The organism is Irregularibacter muris (assembly GCF_024622505.1).
GTDB classification, from domain to species: domain Bacteria; phylum Bacillota; class Clostridia; order Eubacteriales; family Garciellaceae; genus Irregularibacter; species Irregularibacter muris.
In genome coordinates, this window is sequence record NZ_JANKAS010000001.1 from 240,573 (window position 1) to 262,357 (window position 21,785).

The window sequence follows — 21,785 nt, forward strand, 5'->3', positions numbered from 1 at the left end:
TTTTTGTATTATTGAAGCATATTTGTTGCTTTAGATACTAATTTTTTTGCCATTTTTTGAGACCTTTTCATAGGAGTTCTGGATTGTTTGTACATAGAGTAGCCAGCAATAGCACTTACAGTACCAACAATGACAGCATTTCTAATCATAGTTTTCATCTTTTATCTCTCCTTTGTATAATATTTCTATTCTTATTTTATGTATTTACTTAAAAATTAAAGCAGAAAAAATTTAACATTATATTTTTTGCTAGATAGTGCATAATTATGATAGTAAATAAAAGTGAAAATAAAATATTTTGGGGAATATATAACATATAAAATAAATAAGGAGGCAAAACATGTTAAACCAAAGAAAAACCCAAGAGGTATTAGATATACTTGGAGAAACTTATGCAGAAGCAACCATTGCATTACACTATACTACTCCCTTTGAACTTCTGGTAGCGACTATATTGTCGGCTCAATGCACAGATAAAAGAGTAAATATTATTACTGAGAAACTATTTCATCATTATAATCAACCTGAGGATTTTGCGTCTTTAAGTGTGGAAGAATTAGGCGAAATGATTAGAAGTTGTGGCTTCTATCGTAATAAAAGTGAGAATATCATTGCCACGAGTAGGATACTTTTGGAAAAATTTGATGGTAAAGTACCGGATACTCTAGAGGAATTAACTACACTTCCAGGAGTGGGAAGAAAGACTGCCAACGTGGTATTAAGCAATGTATTTGGAAAGGATGCTATTGCTGTGGACACTCATGTATTTAGAGTATCTAATCGTATTGGATTAGCAGAAGCTAAGAATGTAGAGGAAACCGAAAAACAACTAATGAAAAATATTCCTAAAAGCAAATGGTCAAAGGCTCATCATTGGTTGATACATCATGGAAGAAATATTTGTAAAGCCAGAAGACCCCAGTGTGAAATATGTCCGATACAACATCTTTGTGAATATTATTCTAAAGAAGTTTCATAAATTTTACAATTTCATTGGTAATTTGGTCGCTAAATTTTATATATAATATATTGGAAAAATGAGATGGGTAAAATTTGATGCCGGGAGGTAAACAAATGCAAGGGGAAGAAGTAAAAAGTAAAAAGCCTAATTATTTAATCTTAGCTTCCATAGGCATTATTGCGATAGCTATATTACTATTTTGTTATCTGGGATTATTAGTGTCAAAAGATATTATATATCCCAATATAAAAATAGAGGGTATAAATATAGGATATCTAACAAAGGAAGAGGCAAAGGAAAAAATAACAGAGAAATATAGTGAGAAACCAGAGGAAAAGAAACTGGAAGTTTTTTATGGAAAGCAACAATGGTCTTATACTTATGATCAATTAGGTGTGAGCCAAGATGTGGATAAAACACTGGAAGAGGCATATGAATCGGGAAAAGAAGGGAATCTCTTTCATAAAATGAATGCTTACATTAGCCTAAAAAGTAAGGGTAAGAATCTTTCTATGAAAGTTGCGATGGATAAAGACAAAATAAAGGAAATTACAAAAAAATTAAATGAAGAAATTAAGCAAGATGCAGTAGATGCAAAAATAAAATTTGAAAAAGATAAATTTATTACAACAAAAGAAAAGAATGGGTTGGCTTTAAAAGAGGAGGAGACAATAAGTTTATTAGAGGAATCCATTACTCAAAAGAAAAACCAAAGAATAGAACTCCCTGTAATCACCACGGCACCTAAAATTAAAGAGGAAATGTTAAAAGGCATTAAAGAGAAAATGGTTGGATTTTCTACTAAATTTAATGGCTCCTCCTGGCAAAGAGGGCAAAATATAAAAATTGCCGCCAGTAAAATAGATGGTAAAATTGTTCTTCCAGGAGAGGTATTTTCCATCAATCAAGTGATTAGTCCTATTACTAAGGATAATGGCTACCTAGATGCTCCTGTCATTGTAGATGGGCAATTAGAGCCAGGAGTAGGGGGAGGGGTATGTCAAGTCTCTACCACTATGTTTAATGCAGCTGTAAGGGCAAATTTAGAAATAGTGGAAAGAAGGCACCATTCCTTTCCAGTACACTACGTACCCATTGGTCAAGATGCGATGATATCTGGGGATTGGAGTGATATGAAATTTAAAAACACTTTAGATAGCCCCATATATATTCAGATGTACGTTAATGGCAGCACCTTGACAACAAATATATATGGTGATAATAATGGTGTATATCAAGAGATAAAATTGCAAACGGATATTCTTTCCACTTTGGCTCCTAAAATTTCTTATAAAGAGGATAAAAATCAATATAAAGACTATAAAAAAGAGGAAAAAACTCCTAAGACAGGCTACAAAGCAAATGTTTATAAAGTTATTTATAAAAATGGAAAACAGATCAAAAAAGAACTGCTTCACCGTGATTATTACAGACCAGTCAACGGACTAATCGTAGTAGGTACAAAGGAGAAGGAAGTTTCCAAGGAAAAAGAGAAACCCAAGGAAAAATCACCTAAAGCACCTACTAAGCCGAAGGATCCAAAACCTGAGGAAAAGCCTTCGGAACAAAAGCCAAAGCCTTCGGAACAAAAACCAAACCCAGAGCAAAATCCTACGGGTACACAATCGGAGAAAGTACCTAGGGATGAATAAGGCTAGAAAACTAAAACACCCAAAGCCCTTTGAATGAAGGGGAATAGGAGTATTTTATAGTTGTGAAATCTTGATGGTTGAGTACCATGAAATAGAAAGGGGAAAAGAATATGATTATTGTTACCACAGAGACTGTTCCCAATAGAAAAATAGTAGAAGTGTATGGAATTGTTAGGGGAAATATTATTCATTCTAAGCACATAGGAAAAGATATTATGGCTGGTTTTAGGACCATAGTAGGTGGAGAAATCAAAGAGTATACTGAAATGATGTCAGAAGCCCGAGATATAGCTATTCAAAGAATGATTGAAGATGCAGAAAAAATGGGAGCGAATGCCATTGTAAATGTTAGATTTGTTACAGCTTCAGTTATGCAATCGGCCGCAGAGCTAATGGCATACGGTACCGCTGTTAAGGTAGAATAGACTCTTAAAGGCATATACCCTCAAAGGCATATGCCTTTTTGATGATATAGGGAAGTTGGTCTAGCTAGCAAAGGACTAAACTTTCCTATATTACTAGAGAGGGGATAGACGTTTTCTTGTAGAGAAATGATGGACAAGATTATTTGGGTGTACACCAGCTAATAATATGAGAATAATTTAAGAGGATATTAAAATATCAATGGATAGTTTTAACTTAAAGATCAAAGAGGACTTGAAGGGAGAGTAAATGATGAGATATAAGATGGTGGCTATTGACATGGATGGAACCTTATTAACTACCCATAAGCAGGTTACTCCTAAGACAAAAAAAGCCCTATTAGATGCCCAAAAACAAGGAGCCAAGATTGTTATTACCACAGGGAGAATATATACTTCTGCCCTGCTTTATGCCCAATATATAGGTTTAAAAACACCTATAATTGCCTGTAATGGTGCGATTATTCAGCAGGTGGGGAAGGAAAAAACATTTGAAACCTTTCCTATTCATAAGAAAACAATTATAGAAGGGGCAGAGATATGTAAGGATATCGGGGCAGATTATTTCTTCTTTACCCAGAATAAAATATATGTAGGACAAAAGCTAGAGTTTTTCCGATCCTATTTACTAAAGGAAACCCAAGTAGATCCTACTAAACATATTTCCATACATTCTATAGATAGTACCTCTATGATTTGCGATATACAGGAGGAAATCCTAAAGCTCTCTATTTGGTCTCAGAATAAAGACATAATAAAAGAAGCTCTATATAGAATCCATCAAATGGATAATGCCTTTGTAACAAGTTCTAGTCCAAGAAATATTGAACTAACCCATAAAAATGCTACAAAGGGAAATGCCATAAAAACCCTTGCTGAGTATTATCATATTCCCATGAATCAAGTTATAGCTATTGGAGATAGCTATAACGATATCACAATGATTAAACAGGCAGGATTGGGGGTGGCTATGGACAATGGAAGAAAGGAAGTAAAGGAAGTCGCCGATGAAATTACTTTATCTAATGATCAAGAAGGGGTAGCCGCTATCCTGGAAAAATATATTTTAGATCATTAAGGCAGAATGACACCCTAGAAAATTTAGAGGGAAATTATAAAATTGATTTCTCTTTTATGTGCAAATCAACATGGATGAATAGAGGACTTATTTGATATAATATACAAAAAGGTACAGGGAGGAGACAAACATAGAATGTCCATTAATATTGTTTTGGTAGAGCCAGAAATTCCTCAAAACACAGGAAATATTGCAAGAACCTGTGGAGCAATTCACGGAAAACTACATCTGGTCAAGCCATTGGGTTTTTCTTTAGAAAGTAAATATTTAAAAAGAGCAGGCCTAGATTATTGGGATTTACTAGATATTGAATATCATGATAATTTAGAAGAATTTTTTAAAAAATACCCCGACAGTACATATTATTATGCCACTACCAAGGGAGGCAATGACTATGCCCATATGAGCTATCAAGAGGACTGTTTTATTCTTTTTGGTAAAGAAACAGCGGGATTGCCTAAAGAACTATTGGAAAAAAATCCAGAAAGGGCAATTAGAATTCCCATGAGAAAAGAAGCCAGATCACTTAACCTATCTAATTCAGTAGCGATTATTGCCTACGAAGCATTACGACAATTAGGCTTTAAGGGTATGGATTAGGGAAAAAGATGAATACGATTAAACTATAATTTATAATGAAAGAATGTATTTTTTAATATATAATAATGTTGGTTGTTTTCATATATTTTTATAAAGAGGGTTAATAAAAAAAGTGGTTTGGAGGGTATGTATAAAATGACGATGGAAATGCTTATCAGCTTATTTGGAGGTTTAGGTCTATTTATCTATGGCATGAACATGATGAGTGACGGCCTTAAGACGATAGCGGGAGATCGGATGAAAAGATTGTTGGAAATTCTTACGAACAATCGATTTTTGGGAATATTAGTAGGAACCGTTGTCACCATGATTGTTCAAAGTAGTAGTACAACCACTGTAATGGTAGTAGGCTTTGTAAATGCTGGACTCATGAATCTTCTTCAGGCTATTGGCGTAATTATGGGAGCAAATATTGGAACCACCATTACAGCTCAAATGGTAGCGCTACAGGTAACAAAATTAGCACCTATAGCCATCACTATTGGAGCTGGAATGTTTTTATTTGCTAAAAAGAAGAAAACTAAGCACATAGGGTCCGTTATTTTAGGATTTGGGATCTTATTTACTGGGATAGATTTTATGTCCAATGCCATGAAACCCTTGAGAGATCATGAGGGATTTAAGGCAATGTTGGTTTCCTTTAGTAGCAATCCAATCCTTGGAGTTTTAGCCGGTTTTGCTCTTACCGCTATTATACAAAGCAGTAGTGCTTCCATTGGTTTGTTGCAAGCATTAGCAATTTCAGGTGCCTTTAGTAATATTCCGGGAGTATCTCCCTTAGACTTGGTAGTCCCCATACTTCTAGGAGAAAACATAGGTACATGCGTTACAGCGGTACTTTCAAGTATAGGAGCTTCTATAAATGCTAAGAGAACTGCATTTGTTCACTTTACAATGAAAGTAATTGGAACTCTCTGGTTCCTTATATTATTAGGATTAACCTCCTTGATATTTAAAGGAGCTAATCCCATCTATGATTTCATTATATCTATTTCTGGAACAACCATGCTGGAAGGTCAGATGGTTCCAAATGTTTCTAGAGAAATTGCAAATACGCATACCTTGTTCAATATCCTAAATACGATTGTTTTATTCCCATTTGCACCAGCTTTGGCAAGCCTGGCGGAAAGAGTAATGCCTGGTAAGGAAGAAGAAGACAAGGGCGGTTTGAAATTCTTAGATGAGAGAATTCTAGAAAATCCAGCAATAGCTGCAGGGCAGGCTGTAAAGGAAACCGTAAGAATGGGACAATTTGCTATTGAGAATCTAGGCAATGCCCTGAAAGCCTTTTATGATAAAGATGAAGTTTTAGTAGAAAAGGTTTTCGCTAAGGAAAAGGTGATAAATCAATTAGAAAAAGACATCACCCAGTACTTAGTAGCTTTATCCAATGCCAATCTTTCAGAAGTAGATGATACTCGGATAACCAATCTATACCATACCATTAACGATGTGGAGAGAATAGGTGATCATAGCGAAAACTTAGTGGAATTGGCCCAATATCGCATTGAAAATAATGTGAATTTATCAGATATTGCTATTGGGGAGTTAATGGAAATGGCCGACAAAGTAAATTCTATAGTCCAAGATGCCATTTCTGCTTTAGATCGTGATGATATAGAGTTAGCAGAAACTATAAATAAACAGGAAGAAGAAATAGATCAATTAGAAGAAATTCTTAGAGCTAGACATATAAAACGTCTTAATGAACAATCTTGTCACCCTAGTTCAGGAGTAATATTCTTAGATATGCTTAGCAATTTAGAAAGAATCGCAGACCATGCAACAAATATTAGTAAATCTGTTTTGGATTTAGGAGAATTTTAATTTATAATAAAGACATTAGTCATCTGCTAATGTCTTTATTATTTGGGAATTTATGATTGTTTGCTGTAATGATTGGGTAAATTATTAAGTAGAAAAGCCCAATCAGTCTGATAGAATATCTGCATTGAAAATATTTTTCAGATAAAATATGAAATTGAATGAGTAAAGGAGAGATACAATATGTCATATAATCATTATGATACCGTTATTATAGGCGCAGGAGCTGGGGGATTATCTGCAGGTTTATATGCAGCAAGGAGCAGAATGAAGACCTTAATTTTAGAAAGGGGGCAAATGGGAGGGCAGACAGCCACAACAGAGGATGTGGAAAATTATCCAGGATCCATTGAAAATCCTACAGGCCCTAAATTAATGGAGAGAATGAAAAAACAAAGTGAAGAATTTGGCTGTGAAATAAAACAAGAAAATGTTGAAAATATCGAGAAAAAAGAAAATATCTTTGTAGTGAAAACAAATAAAAACACTTATGAAGCCAAAACCATGATCATTGCAACAGGTGCAGAACCCAAATTGCTTGGAGTACCTGGAGAAATAGAATATAGAGGAAGAGGGGTATCCTATTGTGCTACCTGCGACGGTGACTTCTTCCAGGAATTAAATATAGCCGTTGTAGGAGGAGGAGATTCCGCCGTAGAAGAAGGCATGTATCTAACCAAATTTGCCAATAAAGTCACCCTTATTCATAGAAGAGACGAACTAAGGGCGGTAAAATCTCTTCAAGAAAGAGCTTTTGCCAATGAAAAGATGGAATTTATATGGGATACGGTAGTAGAAGAAATTAAAGGAAATGGGGTAGTGCAGTCCTTAGTTCTTAAAAATAAAAAGACCAATGAACTAAGTGAACTTAAAGTAGATGGGGTATTTATATATGTAGGATATCAACCTATATCACAGTTATTTCAAGGATTAGTGGAAATGGATGAAATAGGATATATCCTTGGGGATGAGGAAATGAGAACCAATGTGCCTGGACTCTTTGTAGCAGGAGATGTACGTAAAAAAATGCTTAAACAAATCATTACAGCAGCAGCAGATGGGGCAATAGCGGCTGTAAGTGCAGAAAGATATATTGCAGAAAACTTTTAAAAAATTCTAAAATAAATAGAAAAACACAAAAACTCCTGGTAAAATAGGGGTTTTTGTATTTATGGAATGATTTTTGCAACATGATGTATTGATAAATGTGGTATAATATTAGGAGAACATAAATCATATAGATAGAAAGAGAAGACCTGTACAAGGGGGGAGAGCATATGAAACTTAATTTTGGATTGCAATTACAACAGACTCAAAAGTTAGTTATGACGCCTGAATTAAGACAAGCTATTGAAATTTTACAATTATCATCCTTGGAATTAAACAATCTTATTGCAGAAGAATTAGAAAAAAATCCTGTTTTAGATATCCAGGAAGATGCTGTAGATGGGAAACCTAAAGAACAGGAAGAAAAAGCAGATTCCAAGACCAAAGAGGAAATAGATTGGGAACAATACTTTGAAAATAACCAATCCTATTATGGGGAATCCAGTTTTAGTCATGATGATCAGGAATATAACCAAGAGAATTTTGTAAAGGACAGTACAACTCTTAAGGAGCATTTGTTATTCCAATTGCATATCTCTTTAATTGATGCAAAACATAAAAAAATTGGGGAATATATTATAGAATGCATAGATAATAACGGATATCTAACTACAGATACTCGAGAAATCGCCTCTATTTTGAAAGAGGATATTTCTGATGTAGAAAATATCCTTACATTTATACAGGAATTCGAACCCAGTGGAGTAGCTGCCCGGGATATAAAAGAGTGCCTTAGTATTCAGTTAAAACATCATGACTATTGGAACGAAAAAATTCAAAGAATAATTGATATTTATTTAGAAGACTTGGCGAACAATCGATTTCAAACTATCTCTAAAGACCTAGGTTTAAGCTTTAAAGAGATTCAAGATATCAAGGATTTTATTAGAACCTTGGAACCAAAACCAGGTAGAATTTTTTCTAGTGACCAAGATGTAGGTTATGTTGTACCGGATGCCTATGTAGAAAAAGTGGATAATGAATATATAATTATTGTAAATGATAGTACAGCTCCACGTTTACAAATTAGCAATTTTTATAGAAATATATTGAAAAATGAAAGTAAGTCTTCTACAACCTCTAAATACCTAAATGAAAAATTAGATTCAGCTATGTGGCTAATTAAAAGCATAGAACAAAGGAGAAACACCCTATATAATGTCATTTCTGTTATTGTAGATATGCAAAAAGATTTCTTTGAAATGGGTATTCATGCATTAAAACCTTTAGTTTTAAAGGATGTAGCTGAAAAATTAGAAATACATGAATCAACAGTCAGTAGAGCTACCAATGGTAAATATGTTCAAACCCCTCGAGGTGTATTCGAATTAAAATATTTCTTTAATAGTGGTATCGAAAAGAAAAATGGGGATGCCATAGCCTCCGAGGGAATAAAGGACATGATAAAAAATATTATTGCAGAAGAAAACCCGCAAAAACCTATTAGTGACCAAGACATTGCCAATACACTTAAAACAAGAGGGGTAAGTATTTCCAGAAGAACAGTAGCAAAATACCGTGATGAGATGAGAATTATGTCGTCATCCAAGAGAAAGAGATTTAATTAAAAAGATGGATGAACATCCATCTTTTTTTAATATGAGGAAAGTAGGCCTTACTAGCAAGGGATCAAACTTTCTTATATCATTAGAGGGATCAAAGCTGCTTTCTTGTGGCTCATCTCTTACAATAGAATATACTACCAAAACATTTTATGAAAATTTAGAGAATATTACTAAATTCTGGTTGCTAAAAAATAAGATTTGTTATACAATATGCTTAGAAAGACCCACTGGGACAAAAATGTCCATATATAGTATAAAATGAATAAAAAGTAGGAAAACTATCTTTGGCACTAAGAAGTATGATAGGTTTCCACTAAAGTTAAAAAGTAGGGTAATAATAATTGGGGAGAATGGACATGGATATTGGCAATATAATTGAATTACAGAAACAAATAGCTCCTGAATTGTTTGAACTCATCGAAAAGAGGTATAATATTTTATCAAACATCTACTATGATCAACCTATTGGAAGACGTACTTTGGCAAATAATCTGAAAATAGGTGAAAGGATAGTAAGAAGTGAAACCATAAAGCTACAAGAAGAAAATTTAATTGAAATTCAGCGACATGGTATGTTTCTTACAGAAAAAGGTAGAAAAATGGTAGAAAGACTTAGGGAACTAATGCATGAAGTGGGTGGACTTTCTGAAACAGAAAGAGAAATAAAAAAACTTCTTTCTCTAGAACAAGTCATTATTGTACCAGGTAGTATAGAGGAAAATCCAACAATTATAGATAGTATGGGTCATGCAGCCGCCTATTATATTAAGGAGATTTTAAAGGATAAAATGAAAATTGGAGTTACAGGAGGAGGAAGTGTTGCCTCGGTCGCAGAAGAAATGCCCAGACTAAACTTACCCAATGTAACGGTTATCCCAGCTAGAGGGGGTATGGGGAGAGATGCTGGAAGACAAGCAAATAATATCGCTGCCAAACTAGCAGAAAAGTTAAGTGCTTCTTATGAATTATTACATATGCCTGATGATGTAGAAGGGGAAATCCTAAAGGCTCTAATAGCCAACCCACTTATCAAACATACTTTAGATATGTTAAAGACCCTAGATGTACTTGTCTATGGAGTAGGTAGGGCCGATGTCATGGCTGAAAAAAGAGGCTTGGATCAAGGGAAAAAAGAACTTCTCAAAAAAAACAATGCCGTATCTGAAGCCTTTGGACATTATTTTGACAAAAAAGGCAATGTAATTTATCGTTCCAGCAGTGTGGGTATAAGCATAGAGGACTTTAAAAAAATCCCCCATGTCATTGCAGTATCTGGAGGAGCCAATAAAGCAGAAGCTATAATGACAAGTTGTAAAATCAGAAAAGACTTGGTGTTAGTAACCGATGAGAGTGCCGCAAAGGCCATCATCGAAAAAAATAAATAAATATTGAGGAGGAATTAATATGTCAGTAAAGGTAGCAATCAATGGATTTGGTCGTATAGGGAGAAATGCTTTTAAGGCAAAATATTTAAACAATGTTGAAGAGGTTGAAATTGTAGCTATAAATGATTTGACAGATCCTTCTACATTAGCACATCTTTTAAAATATGATTCATTATTTGGTAAATTTCAAGGAACTGTAGAAGTTAAGGAAGGCGCTCTTATAGTAAACGGTAAAGAAATTAAAGTTTTTGCAGAAAGAGATCCAGAAAATTTACCATGGAAGGAATTAGGAGTAGACGTAGTTATTGAATCTACAGGTAGATTTAGAGATAAAGAAAGTACATCTAAGCATCTAAAAGCTGGCGCTAAAAAAGTAATTATTAGTGCACCAGCAAAAAATGAGGATATTACTATTGTTCTTGGGGTAAATGAAGACAAATATGAACCAGAAAATCATCATATTATTTCTAATGCATCCTGTACTACAAACTGCTTAGCACCTGTTGCTAAAGTAATAGATGAGAAATTTGGTATCAAAACTGGTCTAATGACTACAGTACATGCCTATACCAATGATCAAAGTATTTTAGACCTACCTCATTCTGACTTAAGAAGAGCAAGAGCAGCTGCTGAATCAATAATACCAACATCTACTGGTGCTGCAAAGGCTGTTGCTTTAGTCTTACCACAACTTAAAGGGAAATTAAATGGAATGGCTATGAGAGTGCCTACTCCAACTGTATCCGTTGTGGACGTGGTTTTTGAGTTAGAAAAAGAAGCTACAGCAGAAGAAATTAATAAAGCTCTTAAAGATGCTGCAGATGATGTTGTATTAGGATTTAGTGACGAGCCATTAGTATCTATGGATTACAAACAAGATCCACGCTCCTCTATAGTAGATGGACTTTCTACTATGGTAATGGACAATAAATTAGCCAAAATAGTTAGCTGGTATGATAATGAGTGGGGATATTCCAATAGAGTAATAGATCTTATCCAGTTTATTAATGAAAAAGGTATCTAATTTGTTAGGAATTTAAAGAATAGATCACCAAGTAATAAGATAAGCTAGATGAAAATGGGTCCGGTTTTGTAGTTTTAAGCTACGGACCGGACCCTTTTATTTTAAAATAGAAAAGTTGGTTGTACTGGCAAGGAACCAAACTTTCCTATTTTACTAGGACGGTGTTAACCGTTTTCTTCTAAAATTGAAGATTTACAGGAGGTAATACCTATGTTAAATAAAAAAAGTGTAAGGGACATTGATGTAAAAGGTAAAAAGGTAATCATGAGGGTAGATTTTAATGTACCTTTAGATGAAAATGGCAATATATCCGATAATACCAGAATTATTGCAGCATTACCTACCATCAATTATTTAATTGATCAGGGAGCAAAGCTTATTTTAATGTCTCACTTGGGAAGACCAAAGGGAGAGGCTAACCCTAAATATAGTTTAGAGCCTGTGGCTCAAGGTTTAGCAGATGCCCTTGGTAAGGAAGTTACCTTTGCCTCTGATGATATAGTGGTGGGAGAAAGCGCTAAAGAAGCCACAGCAGAAATGAAAGATGGAGATGTGATTTTACTACAAAATGTTAGATATAGAAAAGAAGAAACCAAAAATGGAGAAAACTTTTCACAGGAACTAGCCAGTCTAGGGGAAATTTTTGTGAATGATGCTTTTGGAACAGCCCATAGAGCCCATTCATCCACAGTGGGAATTACCCAGTTCTTGCCAGCTTATGGTGGACTATTAATTGAAAAAGAATTACGAGTTATGGGTGGCGCTATTGAAAACCCTGAAAGACCCTTTGCAGCGATTCTTGGAGGCGCAAAGGTATCCGATAAAATTGGCGTAATTAATAATCTTTTAGAAAAAGTAGATTCCCTCATTATTGGAGGAGGAATGGCATATACTTTCCTCAAAGCTCAGGGATATGAAGTGGGCACTTCTTTACTAGAGGAAGATAAAATTGGTCTTGCCAAGGAATTATTACATAAGGCGAGGGAAAAAAGTGTAGAGTTATTATTGCCAAAGGATGTAGTCATTGCCAAGGAATTTAAAGCCGATGCAGAGCATAGAACGGTTTCTATAGACCAAATTCCAGCAGATTATATGGGATTAGATATTGGGGAAGAAACTCAACAAGCATTTAAAAAGACCATTGAAAAGGCCAAGACTGTTGTTTGGAATGGCCCTATGGGGGTCTTTGAAATGCCAGCTTTCGCAAAGGGTACTAGAGCTATTGCAGAAGCTTTAGCCGATAGTGACGCAACGACTATTATTGGTGGCGGAGATTCGGCGGCAGCTGTTAAACAATTGGGATATGGGGATAAGATGACTCATATTTCCACCGGTGGTGGAGCATCTTTAGAATTATTGGAAGGCAAAAACTTACCTGGAATAGAAGTATTAGAAGATAAATAATAAAGGAAGTGGATATAATGAGAAAGCCAATTATAGCTGGAAACTGGAAGATGAATAAAACTTCAAAAGAGGCAAAAGACTTAGTGGAGAAATTAATTTCATTAATTGAAGAGCCAGAAGTCGATGTGGTCTTATGTCCTAGTTATCTTGCTTTAGATACAGTAAAGAATTTAACCAAGAATACTCCTATAGGTGTAGGTGCGCAAAACATGCATTATGAAGAAAGTGGAGCCTATACAGGAGAAGTCTCTGCTGAAATGTTAAAGGAATTAGGAGTAGACTATGTCATTATAGGACATTCCGAAAGAAGACAATATTATAATGAAACCGATGAATCAGTGAATAAGAAAACAATTAAAGCGTTAAAAACCAAGTTGGTGCCCATAGTATGTGTAGGGGAAACCTTGGAAGAAAGAGAAAAAGATCTAGCAAAAGAGGTAGTGACAGTTCAAGTAGAAAAAGCTTTGGCTGGATTGTCAGGAGAGGAAATTGCCAGCTTAGTTATTGCTTATGAACCAATATGGGCTATCGGAACGGGTAAAACAGCCTCCAGTGAAGATGCTAATGAAGTATGCGGTTGGATTAGAGAGAAAGTTCAAGAAATAGCAGATGAAAATACAGCTGAGCAAGTACGTATACAGTATGGTGGAAGTGTTAAACCCTCCAATATCAAAGAGTTAATGCAAAAGCCCCACATTGATGGAGCACTAGTAGGAGGCGCTAGCCTAAAGGCAGAAGACTTTGCTGCTCTAATCAAATACTAAAATGCGATAGAAGAGGGGAGGAGAAAAATGAAGAAACCAATAACTGCACTAATCATATTAGATGGATTTGGATATACAGAAAACAAACAAGGAAATGCTATAAATTCTGCAAATACCCAATACATAGATGGACTTTGGGAGAAATTCCCCCATACTTTTCTACAGGCCAGTGGATTGGCAGTAGGATTACCGGAAGGGCAAATGGGTAATTCAGAAGTGGGACATTTAAATCTTGGGGCAGGTCGTATTATTTATCAAGATTTAACTCGTATAACAAAGGAAATTGTAGAAGGTGGATTTTATTCAAACCCTGCTTTTACTAAAGCTATAGAAAATGTAAAGACCAAAAACTCTTCCCTTCATCTTATGGGTTTAGTATCTGATGGAGGAGTCCATAGCCATAATACACATTTATATGCTCTTATGGAGTTGGCTAAGAAACAGGGAATACAGAAAGTCTATATTCATTGTTTTCTAGATGGAAGAGATACTCCTCCAAAGAGTGCTAGGAATTTCCTACAGGAATTAGAGGACAAAATAAAAGAAATAGGCATAGGTGAGATAGCCACCATTTCTGGAAGATATTACGCTATGGATAGGGATAAAAGATGGGAAAGAATCCAACTAGCCTATCAGGCTATGGTCTCAGGAAAAGGAGAAACAGCCTCTTCAGCAATTGAGGCCATAGAAAATTCCTATGATCACCAGATCAGTGATGAGTTTGTATTACCTACGGTTATACTTAAAGAGAACCAGCCAGTGGCCACTATACAAGAAAATGACTCCATCATATTTTTAAATTTTAGACCAGATAGAGCAAGGCAAATTACTAGATCCTTGGTGGATGAAGAGTTTGATGGATTTATAAGAGAAAATGGATTCTTCCCTTTGACCTTTGTTACTATGACCCAATATGACAAAACCCTTGAAAATGTCATTATGGCCTATAGTCCCCAATCCATTGATAATACGATGGGAGAATATCTTAGCAAGCAAGGACTAAAACAATTGAGAATTGCTGAGACAGAAAAATACGCCCACGTAACTTATTTTTTTAATGGTGGTATTGAGAAGGAATTTGAAGGAGAGGACAGGGTTTTAGTAGCCTCACCTAAAGTAGCTACATATGATTTGCAACCTGAAATGAGCGCCTATGAGGTAACAGAAGAGGTTTTAGAGGCAGTCCAATCTGAAAAATATGATTTTATGGTATTGAATTATGCAAATGCCGATATGGTAGGACACACAGGTATTTTTGAAGCAGCAGTGAAAGCTGTAGAAACCGTCAATGAATGTACTGAAAAGGTAGTAGAGGCTATTTTAGCAAAGGGAGGTAGGGCAATCATCACTGCAGACCATGGCAATGCAGAAAAGCTGATTGATTACCAGACGCAGAAACCTTTTACGGCTCATACTACAAACTTAGTCAAATGTATTATTGCGGGAGCCGGAGCACTTAGCCTAAAGCAGGGGAAATTATCCGATATATCCCCTACGTTATTGGATCTTATGAACATTGAACAACCTAAGGAAATGTCCGGTCAATCCTTGATAGTAAAATAAATATTTCCATTAGAGGAGAATTTATTCTCTAATAAGACAAATAGATAGGATAAAGAGAAAGGAGAGAAAAAATAATGACGACAATTGTTGATGTATATGCAAGAGAGATTTTAGATTCCAGAGGAAACCCCACAGTAGAGGTAGAAGTAGAATTGGAAAGTGGTTTTATAGGTAGGGCAGCTGTTCCATCAGGAGCATCTACAGGCGCCTTTGAAGCAGTGGAATTAAGAGATGGGGATAAAAGCAGATACTTAGGTAAAGGGGTAGCTAATGCAGTTGATAATGTCAATAGTATAATTGCTCCAGAAGTCATTGGTTTAAATGCAATAGATCAAGTGGGTATTGATCAATTGATGATTGATTTAGATGGTACTGCAAACAAGGGAAAATTAGGGGCCAATGCTATTTTAGGCGTATCTCTTGCAGTAGCTAAAGCTACTGCTGAGGCCTTAGGATTATCTCTATACCAATACCTAGGAGGTGTTAATGCCAAGGCATTACCCGTTCCAATGATGAATATTCTAAATGGTGGAGAACATGCAGATAATAATGTAGACATTCAAGAATTTATGGTCATGCCTGTAGGGGCTGAAGACTTTAAGGAAGCCTTGAGAATGTGTGCTGAAATTTTCCACAATCTTAGAAAAGTATTAAAGGGCAAAGGCTTAAATACATCTGTAGGGGATGAGGGTGGTTTTGCTCCCAACTTAACCTCTAATGAAGAAGCCATTGAGGTAATTATGAAAGCCATTAAAGAAGCAGGATATGAAGCAGGTAAAGAAATTTTTATCGCTATGGACGTTGCTGCGACTGAATTATATAAAGAAGATGGTAAATATCATTTAGAAGGAGAAGGCATTGTTAAATCTGCTGAAGAAATGGTAGATTATTATGAAGCATTGATCGAAAAGTATCCCATTATTTCTATAGAAGATGGTCTTGCAGAGGAAGATTGGGAGGGATGGAAGTTATTAACCGATCGCCTAGGAAAGAAAGTCCAATTAGTGGGAGATGACTTATTTGTGACCAATACCGAAAGATTATCTAGAGGTATTGAGATGGGAGTTGGAAACTCAATCCTAATTAAGGTAAATCAAATTGGTACATTAACTGAAACTTTAGATGCTATAAAAATGGCAGAAAGAGCTGGTTACACTGCAGTAATATCCCATCGCTCTGGCGAAACAGAAGATACTACAATAGCGGATCTTGTCGTTGCTGTGAATGCAGGACAAATTAAAACCGGTGCACCTTCTAGAACAGACCGAGTAGCAAAATACAATCAATTATTAAGAATAGAAGAAGAACTAGGAGATTCCTCAGAATATAACGGAATTCAATCCTTCTACAATTTAAAGAAATAGTGAGTTTAGAAAAATAAAAAAAGAATAAAGAGTTAATTTATGTAAATAATAGAGAGGATTCATATCCTTTCTATTATTTTTGTTGTTTTTTATACAATGCTGTGGTAAAATATCCATGTTATCCATTAGGGGAGGTGTAAAGGTGACAACTATTTTAACTGTATTATTGGTTTTGACAAGTCTTGTGTTAATAGCAAGTGTATTATTACAACCAGGAAAAAGTGCAGGTTTATCTGGATCTATTGGTGGGGGCGCTGAAAGTTTATTTGGGAAAAAAAGAGCGAAATCCTATGAAGGTATTTTAGCTCGCATAACAACCATTTCCGCAATCGTTTTTATGCTATCCGCTTTAATTTTAACTATTATCGAATAAAATCAATAGAAATAACGAACTTTTTGGATAATTTAATAGTGAACATTTAAAAACGGGCATATTATGCCTGTTATTTTAAAGGAGGAGAAAAGAAAAAATGGACAACATGATCATCATCGCTCCTCTTGTAGGAGTAGCTGCGTTGATTTTTGCCTATTATTTAACAGCGAAAATCTTGAAAATGGATATTGGAACGGATAGAATGAAAGAAATTTCTACATATATTCATGAAGGAGCAATGGCATTCCTTACAAGGGAGTATAAAGCATTAACATTATTTGTTGCCGTATTATTTGTTGTGTTGATAATTACTCCTGGATTGGGTTGGAAAACTGCGGTTAGTTTTCTAATAGGAGCATTATTTTCTGTGGCGGCAGGATTTATCGGTATGCAAGTTGCCACTAGAGCTAATGTAAGAACTGCCAACGCTGCAAGAACTGGAATGAATAAAGCCTTAGAAATCGCATTTTCAGGAGGAGCTGTAATGGGAATGTCGGTAGTAGGTCTAGGGATATTAGGGGTAAGTGCACTATATATGATCTTCCAAGACACCACCATTATTACTGGTTTTGGATTAGGTGCGTCTTCTATAGCCTTATTTGGCCGAGTGGGCGGTGGTATTTATACCAAAGCTGCTGACGTAGGAGCTGACCTTGTAGGTAAGGTAGAAGCAGGTATTCCAGAGGATGATCCTAGAAACCCTGCAGTAATCGCTGACAATGTTGGGGATAATGTTGGGGACGTTGCGGGCATGGGAGCGGATTTATTTGAATCCTATGTTGGGTCTATAATTTCCGCTATGACTTTAGGTGCCTTAGCCTTTGGAGTCAATGGGATAACCTTCCCCATCATGCTGTCTGCAGTAGGTGTAATTGCTTCTATTATCGGTTCATTTTTTGTAAAAGGAAATGAAAATTCTGATCCACATAAAGCATTAAAAATGGGCACCTATGTAAGTTCTGCTATCGTAATTATTGCTGCATATTTTTTAAGCATAAATTTATTAAAAAATATAAATCCTTTTATTGCTATAGTTTCAGGACTAGCAGTGGGGATTATCATTGGACAATTAACTGAAATATATACTTCAGATCAATACAAATCTGTTAAAAAAATTGCACAACAATCAGAAACAGGTCCAGCGACTACTATTATTAGTGGACTTGCAGTGGGTATGTATTCCACCGCCCTTCCCATTATCTTTATTGTAGTAGGTATTCTTGTGGCTTATCACTTTGCAGGTTTATATGGTATCGCCTTGGCTGCTGTAGGAATGCTTTCTACAGCTGGTATCACAATAGCTGTAGATGCCTATGGTCCAATTGCTGATAATGCAGGGGGTATAGCTGAAATGTCTGAATTGCCGGATTCTGTGCGTGAAATCACAGACAAACTTGACTCGGTAGGAAATACTACTGCAGCTATTGGAAAGGGTTTTGCAATTGGTTCTGCTGCTTTAACTGCCTTAGCCCTATTCGCATCCTATTCTGAAGCTGTTGGACTAAAGGCTATAAATGTTTTAGATCCAAAAGTAATTGCCGGTATGTTTATTGGGGGTATGCTACCCTATCTATTTAGTGCTTTTACCATGGAGGCTGTTGGTAAAGCAGCAAATCAAATGATAGAAGAAGTAAGAAGACAATTTAAAGAAATACCAGGCATTATGGAAGGAAAGGCAACACCAGACTATGCGACTTGCGTAGACATTTCTACAAGTGCTGCTTTAAAAGAAATGGTTATTCCAGGACTATTGGCAGTAGCTGCACCCTTGGCAGTAGGATTTTTCTTAGGCTCTGCCGCTTTGGGTGGACTTCTTGCAGGAGCTTTAGTAACGGGTGTATTAGTTGCTATCCAAATGTCTAACTCCGGTGGGGCATGGGATAATGCAAAAAAATATATTGAAGGTGGTGCCCATGGGGGTAAAGGGAGTGAAGCCCATAAGGCTGCAGTTGTAGGAGATACTGTAGGGGACCCCTTTAAAGATACTTCCGGTCCATCCATTAATATATTAATTAAATTAATGACTATTGTCGCTTTAGTATTTGCACCATTATTTATGTCTCTATAAATATAGATCTCAAAAAGCATGGATATTTTTCCATGCTTTTTTGGCTTTTATGATATAAGAGTGATAAGAATAAGTAAGAGGGGTATATATAATGATATATTTACAAGACTATAAATACATTATATTTTTTTATTATCTAGGAATAAACGTCTATTCCCTTTTGTTAATGGGAATAGATAAAAGAAGAGCAAGAAAACATCAGTGGAGAATATCTGAAAGACACTTAATGAGTATGGCTTTATTAGGGGGAGCTTGTGGTATACTACTAGGTATGAAATTCTATCAACATAAGACAAAACATAAATTATTTTATTTAGGTAGCCCCATATTATTGTTCTTACATATACTTTTCATACTTTATCTCACAGGATTTTTTTCATGGTAGAAGAAACAAAAACATCTATAAAGAGGGAGTATAAAAACAAGTAAAATAGAAAAAATAAAAATAAAGGTTATAAGGGGAAGTGAAAATAATGAATATTGAAGATAAAATTTTAGAATTTATGAGGGAAAAGGCCTATAATCCAATGAAGGAAGAAGAACTTTTTTCGGCATTAGAGATAAGAGAAAAAAGTGAAAAAAAGGAATTAAGTAGAATACTATCAGAATTAGAAAATGAAGGATATATTATTAAAACCAAAAAAAAGAAATATGGTGTTCCCGAAAGAATGAATCTAGCAGTGGGTAAGCTCCAAGGCCATGCCAAAGGATTTGCTTTTTTGCTAACAGAGGTTGGAGCTGTGGATGGTGATGTTTTTATATCTTCAGATGATCTAAATGGAGCCATGCATAAAGATAGAGTTGTAGTAAGATTGACTAAAAAGGCTGAACATAGCAGAAGAAATGAAGGGGAAGTTATACGCATTATTCATAGGGGCAATGATAAGGTAGTGGGCACCTTTGAGGATAGTAGAAGTTTTGGATTTGTCACCCCTGATGACCAGAGAATAAAACAGGACATTTTCGTTTCCAAATCCAATACCATGGGCGCTCAAACAGGAGATAAGGTAGTTGTGGAGATTACAGAATATCCTGAAAGCAGACGAAATCCAGAGGGGCATATCGTGGAAATACTGGGACATAAACACGATGTGGGTACAGATATATTGTCGATAATCCGCAAATTTGATTTACCCGAGGAATTCCCTCAAGAGGTATTAAACCAAGCCAATAAAATACCTGATGAGGTGAGGGAAGAAGATATTGCTATACGTAGGGATTTCAGAAATCTAAAAATTGTAACCATTGATGGTGAAGATGCTAAGGATTTAGATGATGCCATTTCTATAGAAAGACTAGAAAATGGTAATTATTTATTAGGTGTCCACATTGCAGATGTCAGTCATTATGTATGGGAAAACTCACCCTTGGATAGAGAAGCTTTAGAAAGAGGAACGAGTGTATATTTAGTAGATAGAGTAATTCCCATGCTTCCACCTAAACTATCCAATGGAATATGTAGCTTGCACCCAAAGGTGGATCGCTTGACTCTTTCTTGTATGATGGAGATCAATGGTAAGGGAAAAGTAGAAAAACAAGAAATTGTAAAGTCAGTCATTAAGAGTATGGAACGAATGACCTATACCGAAGTTACTAAAATCCTAGAAGAAGAGGATCAGGAGCTAATTAAAAAATATGAACATCTTGTGGAAGAATTTCGTTTGATGGAGGAACTAGCACTAATTTTAAGAAATAAAAGAAGAATGGCCAGGGGGGCAATCGACTTTGATATTCCAGAATCCAAAATTATTTTGGACGATGAGGGCAAACCAATCAAAATTGAACCCTATGAAAGAAGAATTTCCAATAAAATCATAGAAGAATTTATGCTAGTATGTAACGAGACCATTGCAGAGCATATGCATTGGACCAATATGCCCTTTGTCTATAGAGTTCATGAAGACCCAGATCCAGAAAAGCTAAAAGCTTTTAAAGAATTTGCTCACAATTTAGGTTATCGTATACGTATAGGAGATGAGGTATATCCAAAAGAATTACAGGTATTATTAGAGAAGGTAAAGGACAAACCAGAGGAAGGTGTTATTAGTCAGATAATGCTAAGGACTATGAAGCAAGCTAAGTATCATTCTGATAATCTAGGACATTTTGGATTAGCAGCACCCTACTATACTCATTTTACCTCGCCTATTAGAAGATATCCGGACTTAATGATTCACCGTATTATTAGTGAAATGCTTTTCCAAAAATTAGATGAGGGTAGGATAAAGAAATTAAATAATAGAATTCCAGAAGTAGCCCAACAATCCTCTATTCGAGAAAGAGTAGCCGAGGAAGCGGAGAGAGAAACAGATGATTTAAAGAAAGCAGAATATATGAAAGGCCATATTGGTGAAGAATTTGAAGGGATCATATCTGGGGTTACTTCCTTTGGAGTATTTGTAGAGCTAGAGAATACTGTAGAGGGTTTAGTCCGAGTTAGCTCAATGGATGATGATTATTATCAATATGATGAAGAACACTATCAGTTTGTTGGAGAAAGAACCAAAAAAAGCTATAAATTAGGAGATGAAGTGAAGATTAAGGTTGTAGGAGTAGATATTATTCAACGTCAAATAGACTTTGTATTAATAGAGAATGAAAATTCCACCAATTGACAATTCTCACTTTAAT

At 35.5% G+C, this 21,785-nt stretch carries 19 protein-coding genes; 18 read left to right on the forward strand and 1 reads right to left on the reverse strand.

What is annotated here, in order from left to right; genetic code table 11:
• Window positions 1–8: 8 nt before the first annotated feature.
• Window positions 9–158: a hypothetical protein gene (locus tag NSA47_RS01180; RefSeq protein ID WP_257529008.1), complete on the reverse strand. Its 150-nt coding sequence runs from the start codon at window positions 156–158 to the stop codon at window positions 9–11.
• Between the two features lie 182 nt (window positions 159–340).
• Here NSA47_RS01180 and nth point away from each other — a divergent pair, with 182 nt between their 5' ends.
• The 18 genes from nth to rnr all read left to right on the forward strand — a co-directional run bounded on the left by nth (window position 341) and on the right by rnr (window position 21,769).
• Entirely contained in the window at window positions 341–979 is a 639-nt protein-coding gene (gene nth, locus NSA47_RS01185; protein ID WP_257529009.1) for an endonuclease III, read from the forward strand.
• 95 nt (window positions 980–1,074) lie between these two features.
• On the forward strand, window positions 1,075–2,613 hold the full coding sequence (locus NSA47_RS01190) for a VanW family protein (protein ID WP_257529010.1): 1,539 nt from the start codon (window positions 1,075–1,077) through the stop codon (window positions 2,611–2,613).
• A gap of 110 nt (window positions 2,614–2,723) precedes the next feature.
• Complete coding sequence (locus NSA47_RS01195; RefSeq protein ID WP_257529011.1) at window positions 2,724–3,038, forward strand: YbjQ family protein; 315 nt, start codon at window positions 2,724–2,726, stop codon at window positions 3,036–3,038.
• 250 nt (window positions 3,039–3,288) lie between these two features.
• On the forward strand, window positions 3,289–4,113 hold the full coding sequence (locus NSA47_RS01200; RefSeq protein WP_257529012.1) for a Cof-type HAD-IIB family hydrolase: 825 nt from the start codon (window positions 3,289–3,291) through the stop codon (window positions 4,111–4,113).
• 135 nt (window positions 4,114–4,248) lie between these two features.
• A complete protein-coding gene (gene trmL, locus NSA47_RS01205; protein ID WP_257529013.1) occupies window positions 4,249–4,713 on the forward strand; it encodes a tRNA (uridine(34)/cytosine(34)/5-carboxymethylaminomethyluridine(34)-2'-O)-methyltransferase TrmL in 465 nt (154 codons plus the stop codon).
• Window positions 4,714–4,848: 135 nt separating this feature from the next.
• Entirely contained in the window at window positions 4,849–6,540 is a 1,692-nt protein-coding gene (locus NSA47_RS01210) for a Na/Pi cotransporter family protein (RefSeq protein ID WP_257529014.1), read from the forward strand.
• 180 nt (window positions 6,541–6,720) lie between these two features.
• On the forward strand, window positions 6,721–7,647 hold the full coding sequence (gene trxB / locus NSA47_RS01215; RefSeq protein WP_257529015.1) for a thioredoxin-disulfide reductase: 927 nt from the start codon (window positions 6,721–6,723) through the stop codon (window positions 7,645–7,647).
• Between the two features lie 167 nt (window positions 7,648–7,814).
• Window positions 7,815–9,212 (forward strand): RNA polymerase factor sigma-54, encoded by a 1,398-nt coding sequence (gene rpoN / locus NSA47_RS01220; protein ID WP_257529016.1) that lies wholly within the window; start codon window positions 7,815–7,817, stop codon window positions 9,210–9,212.
• A gap of 353 nt (window positions 9,213–9,565) precedes the next feature.
• Entirely contained in the window at window positions 9,566–10,594 is a 1,029-nt protein-coding gene (locus NSA47_RS01225; RefSeq protein WP_257529017.1) for a sugar-binding transcriptional regulator, read from the forward strand.
• A 19-nt stretch (window positions 10,595–10,613) separates the two neighbouring features.
• A complete protein-coding gene (gap, locus tag NSA47_RS01230) occupies window positions 10,614–11,618 on the forward strand; it encodes a type I glyceraldehyde-3-phosphate dehydrogenase (protein WP_257529018.1) in 1,005 nt (334 codons plus the stop codon).
• A gap of 210 nt (window positions 11,619–11,828) precedes the next feature.
• On the forward strand, window positions 11,829–13,022 hold the full coding sequence (locus NSA47_RS01235) for a phosphoglycerate kinase (protein WP_257529019.1): 1,194 nt from the start codon (window positions 11,829–11,831) through the stop codon (window positions 13,020–13,022).
• Between the two features lie 17 nt (window positions 13,023–13,039).
• Window positions 13,040–13,786 (forward strand): triose-phosphate isomerase, encoded by a 747-nt coding sequence (gene tpiA, locus NSA47_RS01240; RefSeq protein WP_257529020.1) that lies wholly within the window; start codon window positions 13,040–13,042, stop codon window positions 13,784–13,786.
• Window positions 13,787–13,813: 27 nt separating this feature from the next.
• Window positions 13,814–15,349 carry a 2,3-bisphosphoglycerate-independent phosphoglycerate mutase gene (gene gpmI / locus NSA47_RS01245; protein WP_257529021.1) on the forward strand — a complete coding sequence of 512 codons (1,536 nt, stop codon included), beginning with the start codon at window positions 13,814–13,816 and terminating at the stop codon, window positions 15,347–15,349.
• A gap of 74 nt (window positions 15,350–15,423) precedes the next feature.
• On the forward strand, window positions 15,424–16,713 hold the full coding sequence (gene eno, locus NSA47_RS01250; RefSeq protein WP_257529022.1) for a phosphopyruvate hydratase: 1,290 nt from the start codon (window positions 15,424–15,426) through the stop codon (window positions 16,711–16,713).
• A gap of 142 nt (window positions 16,714–16,855) precedes the next feature.
• The gene (gene secG / locus NSA47_RS01255; protein WP_257529023.1) at window positions 16,856–17,086 is read left to right on the forward strand and encodes a preprotein translocase subunit SecG; all 231 of its coding nucleotides are present in this window, start codon (window positions 16,856–16,858) and stop codon (window positions 17,084–17,086) included.
• A gap of 97 nt (window positions 17,087–17,183) precedes the next feature.
• Window positions 17,184–19,154 carry a sodium-translocating pyrophosphatase gene (locus NSA47_RS01260; protein ID WP_257529024.1) on the forward strand — a complete coding sequence of 657 codons (1,971 nt, stop codon included), beginning with the start codon at window positions 17,184–17,186 and terminating at the stop codon, window positions 19,152–19,154.
• Window positions 19,155–19,245: 91 nt separating this feature from the next.
• Window positions 19,246–19,539 (forward strand): DUF1294 domain-containing protein, encoded by a 294-nt coding sequence (locus NSA47_RS01265; protein WP_257529025.1) that lies wholly within the window; start codon window positions 19,246–19,248, stop codon window positions 19,537–19,539.
• An 88-nt stretch (window positions 19,540–19,627) separates the two neighbouring features.
• The gene (gene rnr, locus NSA47_RS01270) at window positions 19,628–21,769 is read left to right on the forward strand and encodes a ribonuclease R (protein WP_257529026.1); all 2,142 of its coding nucleotides are present in this window, start codon (window positions 19,628–19,630) and stop codon (window positions 21,767–21,769) included.
• Window positions 21,770–21,785: the final 16 nt, after the last annotated feature.

What these genes read in the sequence shown, in the direction of transcription:
- NSA47_RS01180 (WP_257529008.1), bottom strand. Translation starts at nt 158, where the DNA reads ATGAAAACTATGATTAGAAATGCTGTCATTGTTGGTACTGTAAGTGCT.
- nth (WP_257529009.1), top strand. Translation starts at nt 341, where the DNA reads ATGTTAAACCAAAGAAAAACCCAAGAGGTATTAGATATACTTGGAGAA.
- NSA47_RS01190 (WP_257529010.1), top strand. Translation starts at nt 1,075, where the DNA reads ATGCAAGGGGAAGAAGTAAAAAGTAAAAAGCCTAATTATTTAATCTTA.
- NSA47_RS01195 (WP_257529011.1), top strand. Translation starts at nt 2,724, where the DNA reads ATGATTATTGTTACCACAGAGACTGTTCCCAATAGAAAAATAGTAGAA.
- NSA47_RS01200 (WP_257529012.1), top strand. Translation starts at nt 3,289, where the DNA reads ATGAGATATAAGATGGTGGCTATTGACATGGATGGAACCTTATTAACT.
- trmL (WP_257529013.1), top strand. Translation starts at nt 4,249, where the DNA reads ATGTCCATTAATATTGTTTTGGTAGAGCCAGAAATTCCTCAAAACACA.
- NSA47_RS01210 (WP_257529014.1), top strand. Translation starts at nt 4,849, where the DNA reads ATGACGATGGAAATGCTTATCAGCTTATTTGGAGGTTTAGGTCTATTT.
- trxB (WP_257529015.1), top strand. Translation starts at nt 6,721, where the DNA reads ATGTCATATAATCATTATGATACCGTTATTATAGGCGCAGGAGCTGGG.
- rpoN (WP_257529016.1), top strand. Translation starts at nt 7,815, where the DNA reads ATGAAACTTAATTTTGGATTGCAATTACAACAGACTCAAAAGTTAGTT.
- NSA47_RS01225 (WP_257529017.1), top strand. Translation starts at nt 9,566, where the DNA reads ATGGATATTGGCAATATAATTGAATTACAGAAACAAATAGCTCCTGAA.
- gap (WP_257529018.1), top strand. Translation starts at nt 10,614, where the DNA reads ATGTCAGTAAAGGTAGCAATCAATGGATTTGGTCGTATAGGGAGAAAT.
- NSA47_RS01235 (WP_257529019.1), top strand. Translation starts at nt 11,829, where the DNA reads ATGTTAAATAAAAAAAGTGTAAGGGACATTGATGTAAAAGGTAAAAAG.
- tpiA (WP_257529020.1), top strand. Translation starts at nt 13,040, where the DNA reads ATGAGAAAGCCAATTATAGCTGGAAACTGGAAGATGAATAAAACTTCA.
- gpmI (WP_257529021.1), top strand. Translation starts at nt 13,814, where the DNA reads ATGAAGAAACCAATAACTGCACTAATCATATTAGATGGATTTGGATAT.
- eno (WP_257529022.1), top strand. Translation starts at nt 15,424, where the DNA reads ATGACGACAATTGTTGATGTATATGCAAGAGAGATTTTAGATTCCAGA.
- NSA47_RS01260 (WP_257529024.1), top strand. Translation starts at nt 17,184, where the DNA reads ATGGACAACATGATCATCATCGCTCCTCTTGTAGGAGTAGCTGCGTTG.
- NSA47_RS01265 (WP_257529025.1), top strand. Translation starts at nt 19,246, where the DNA reads ATGATATATTTACAAGACTATAAATACATTATATTTTTTTATTATCTA.
- rnr (WP_257529026.1), top strand. Translation starts at nt 19,628, where the DNA reads ATGAATATTGAAGATAAAATTTTAGAATTTATGAGGGAAAAGGCCTAT.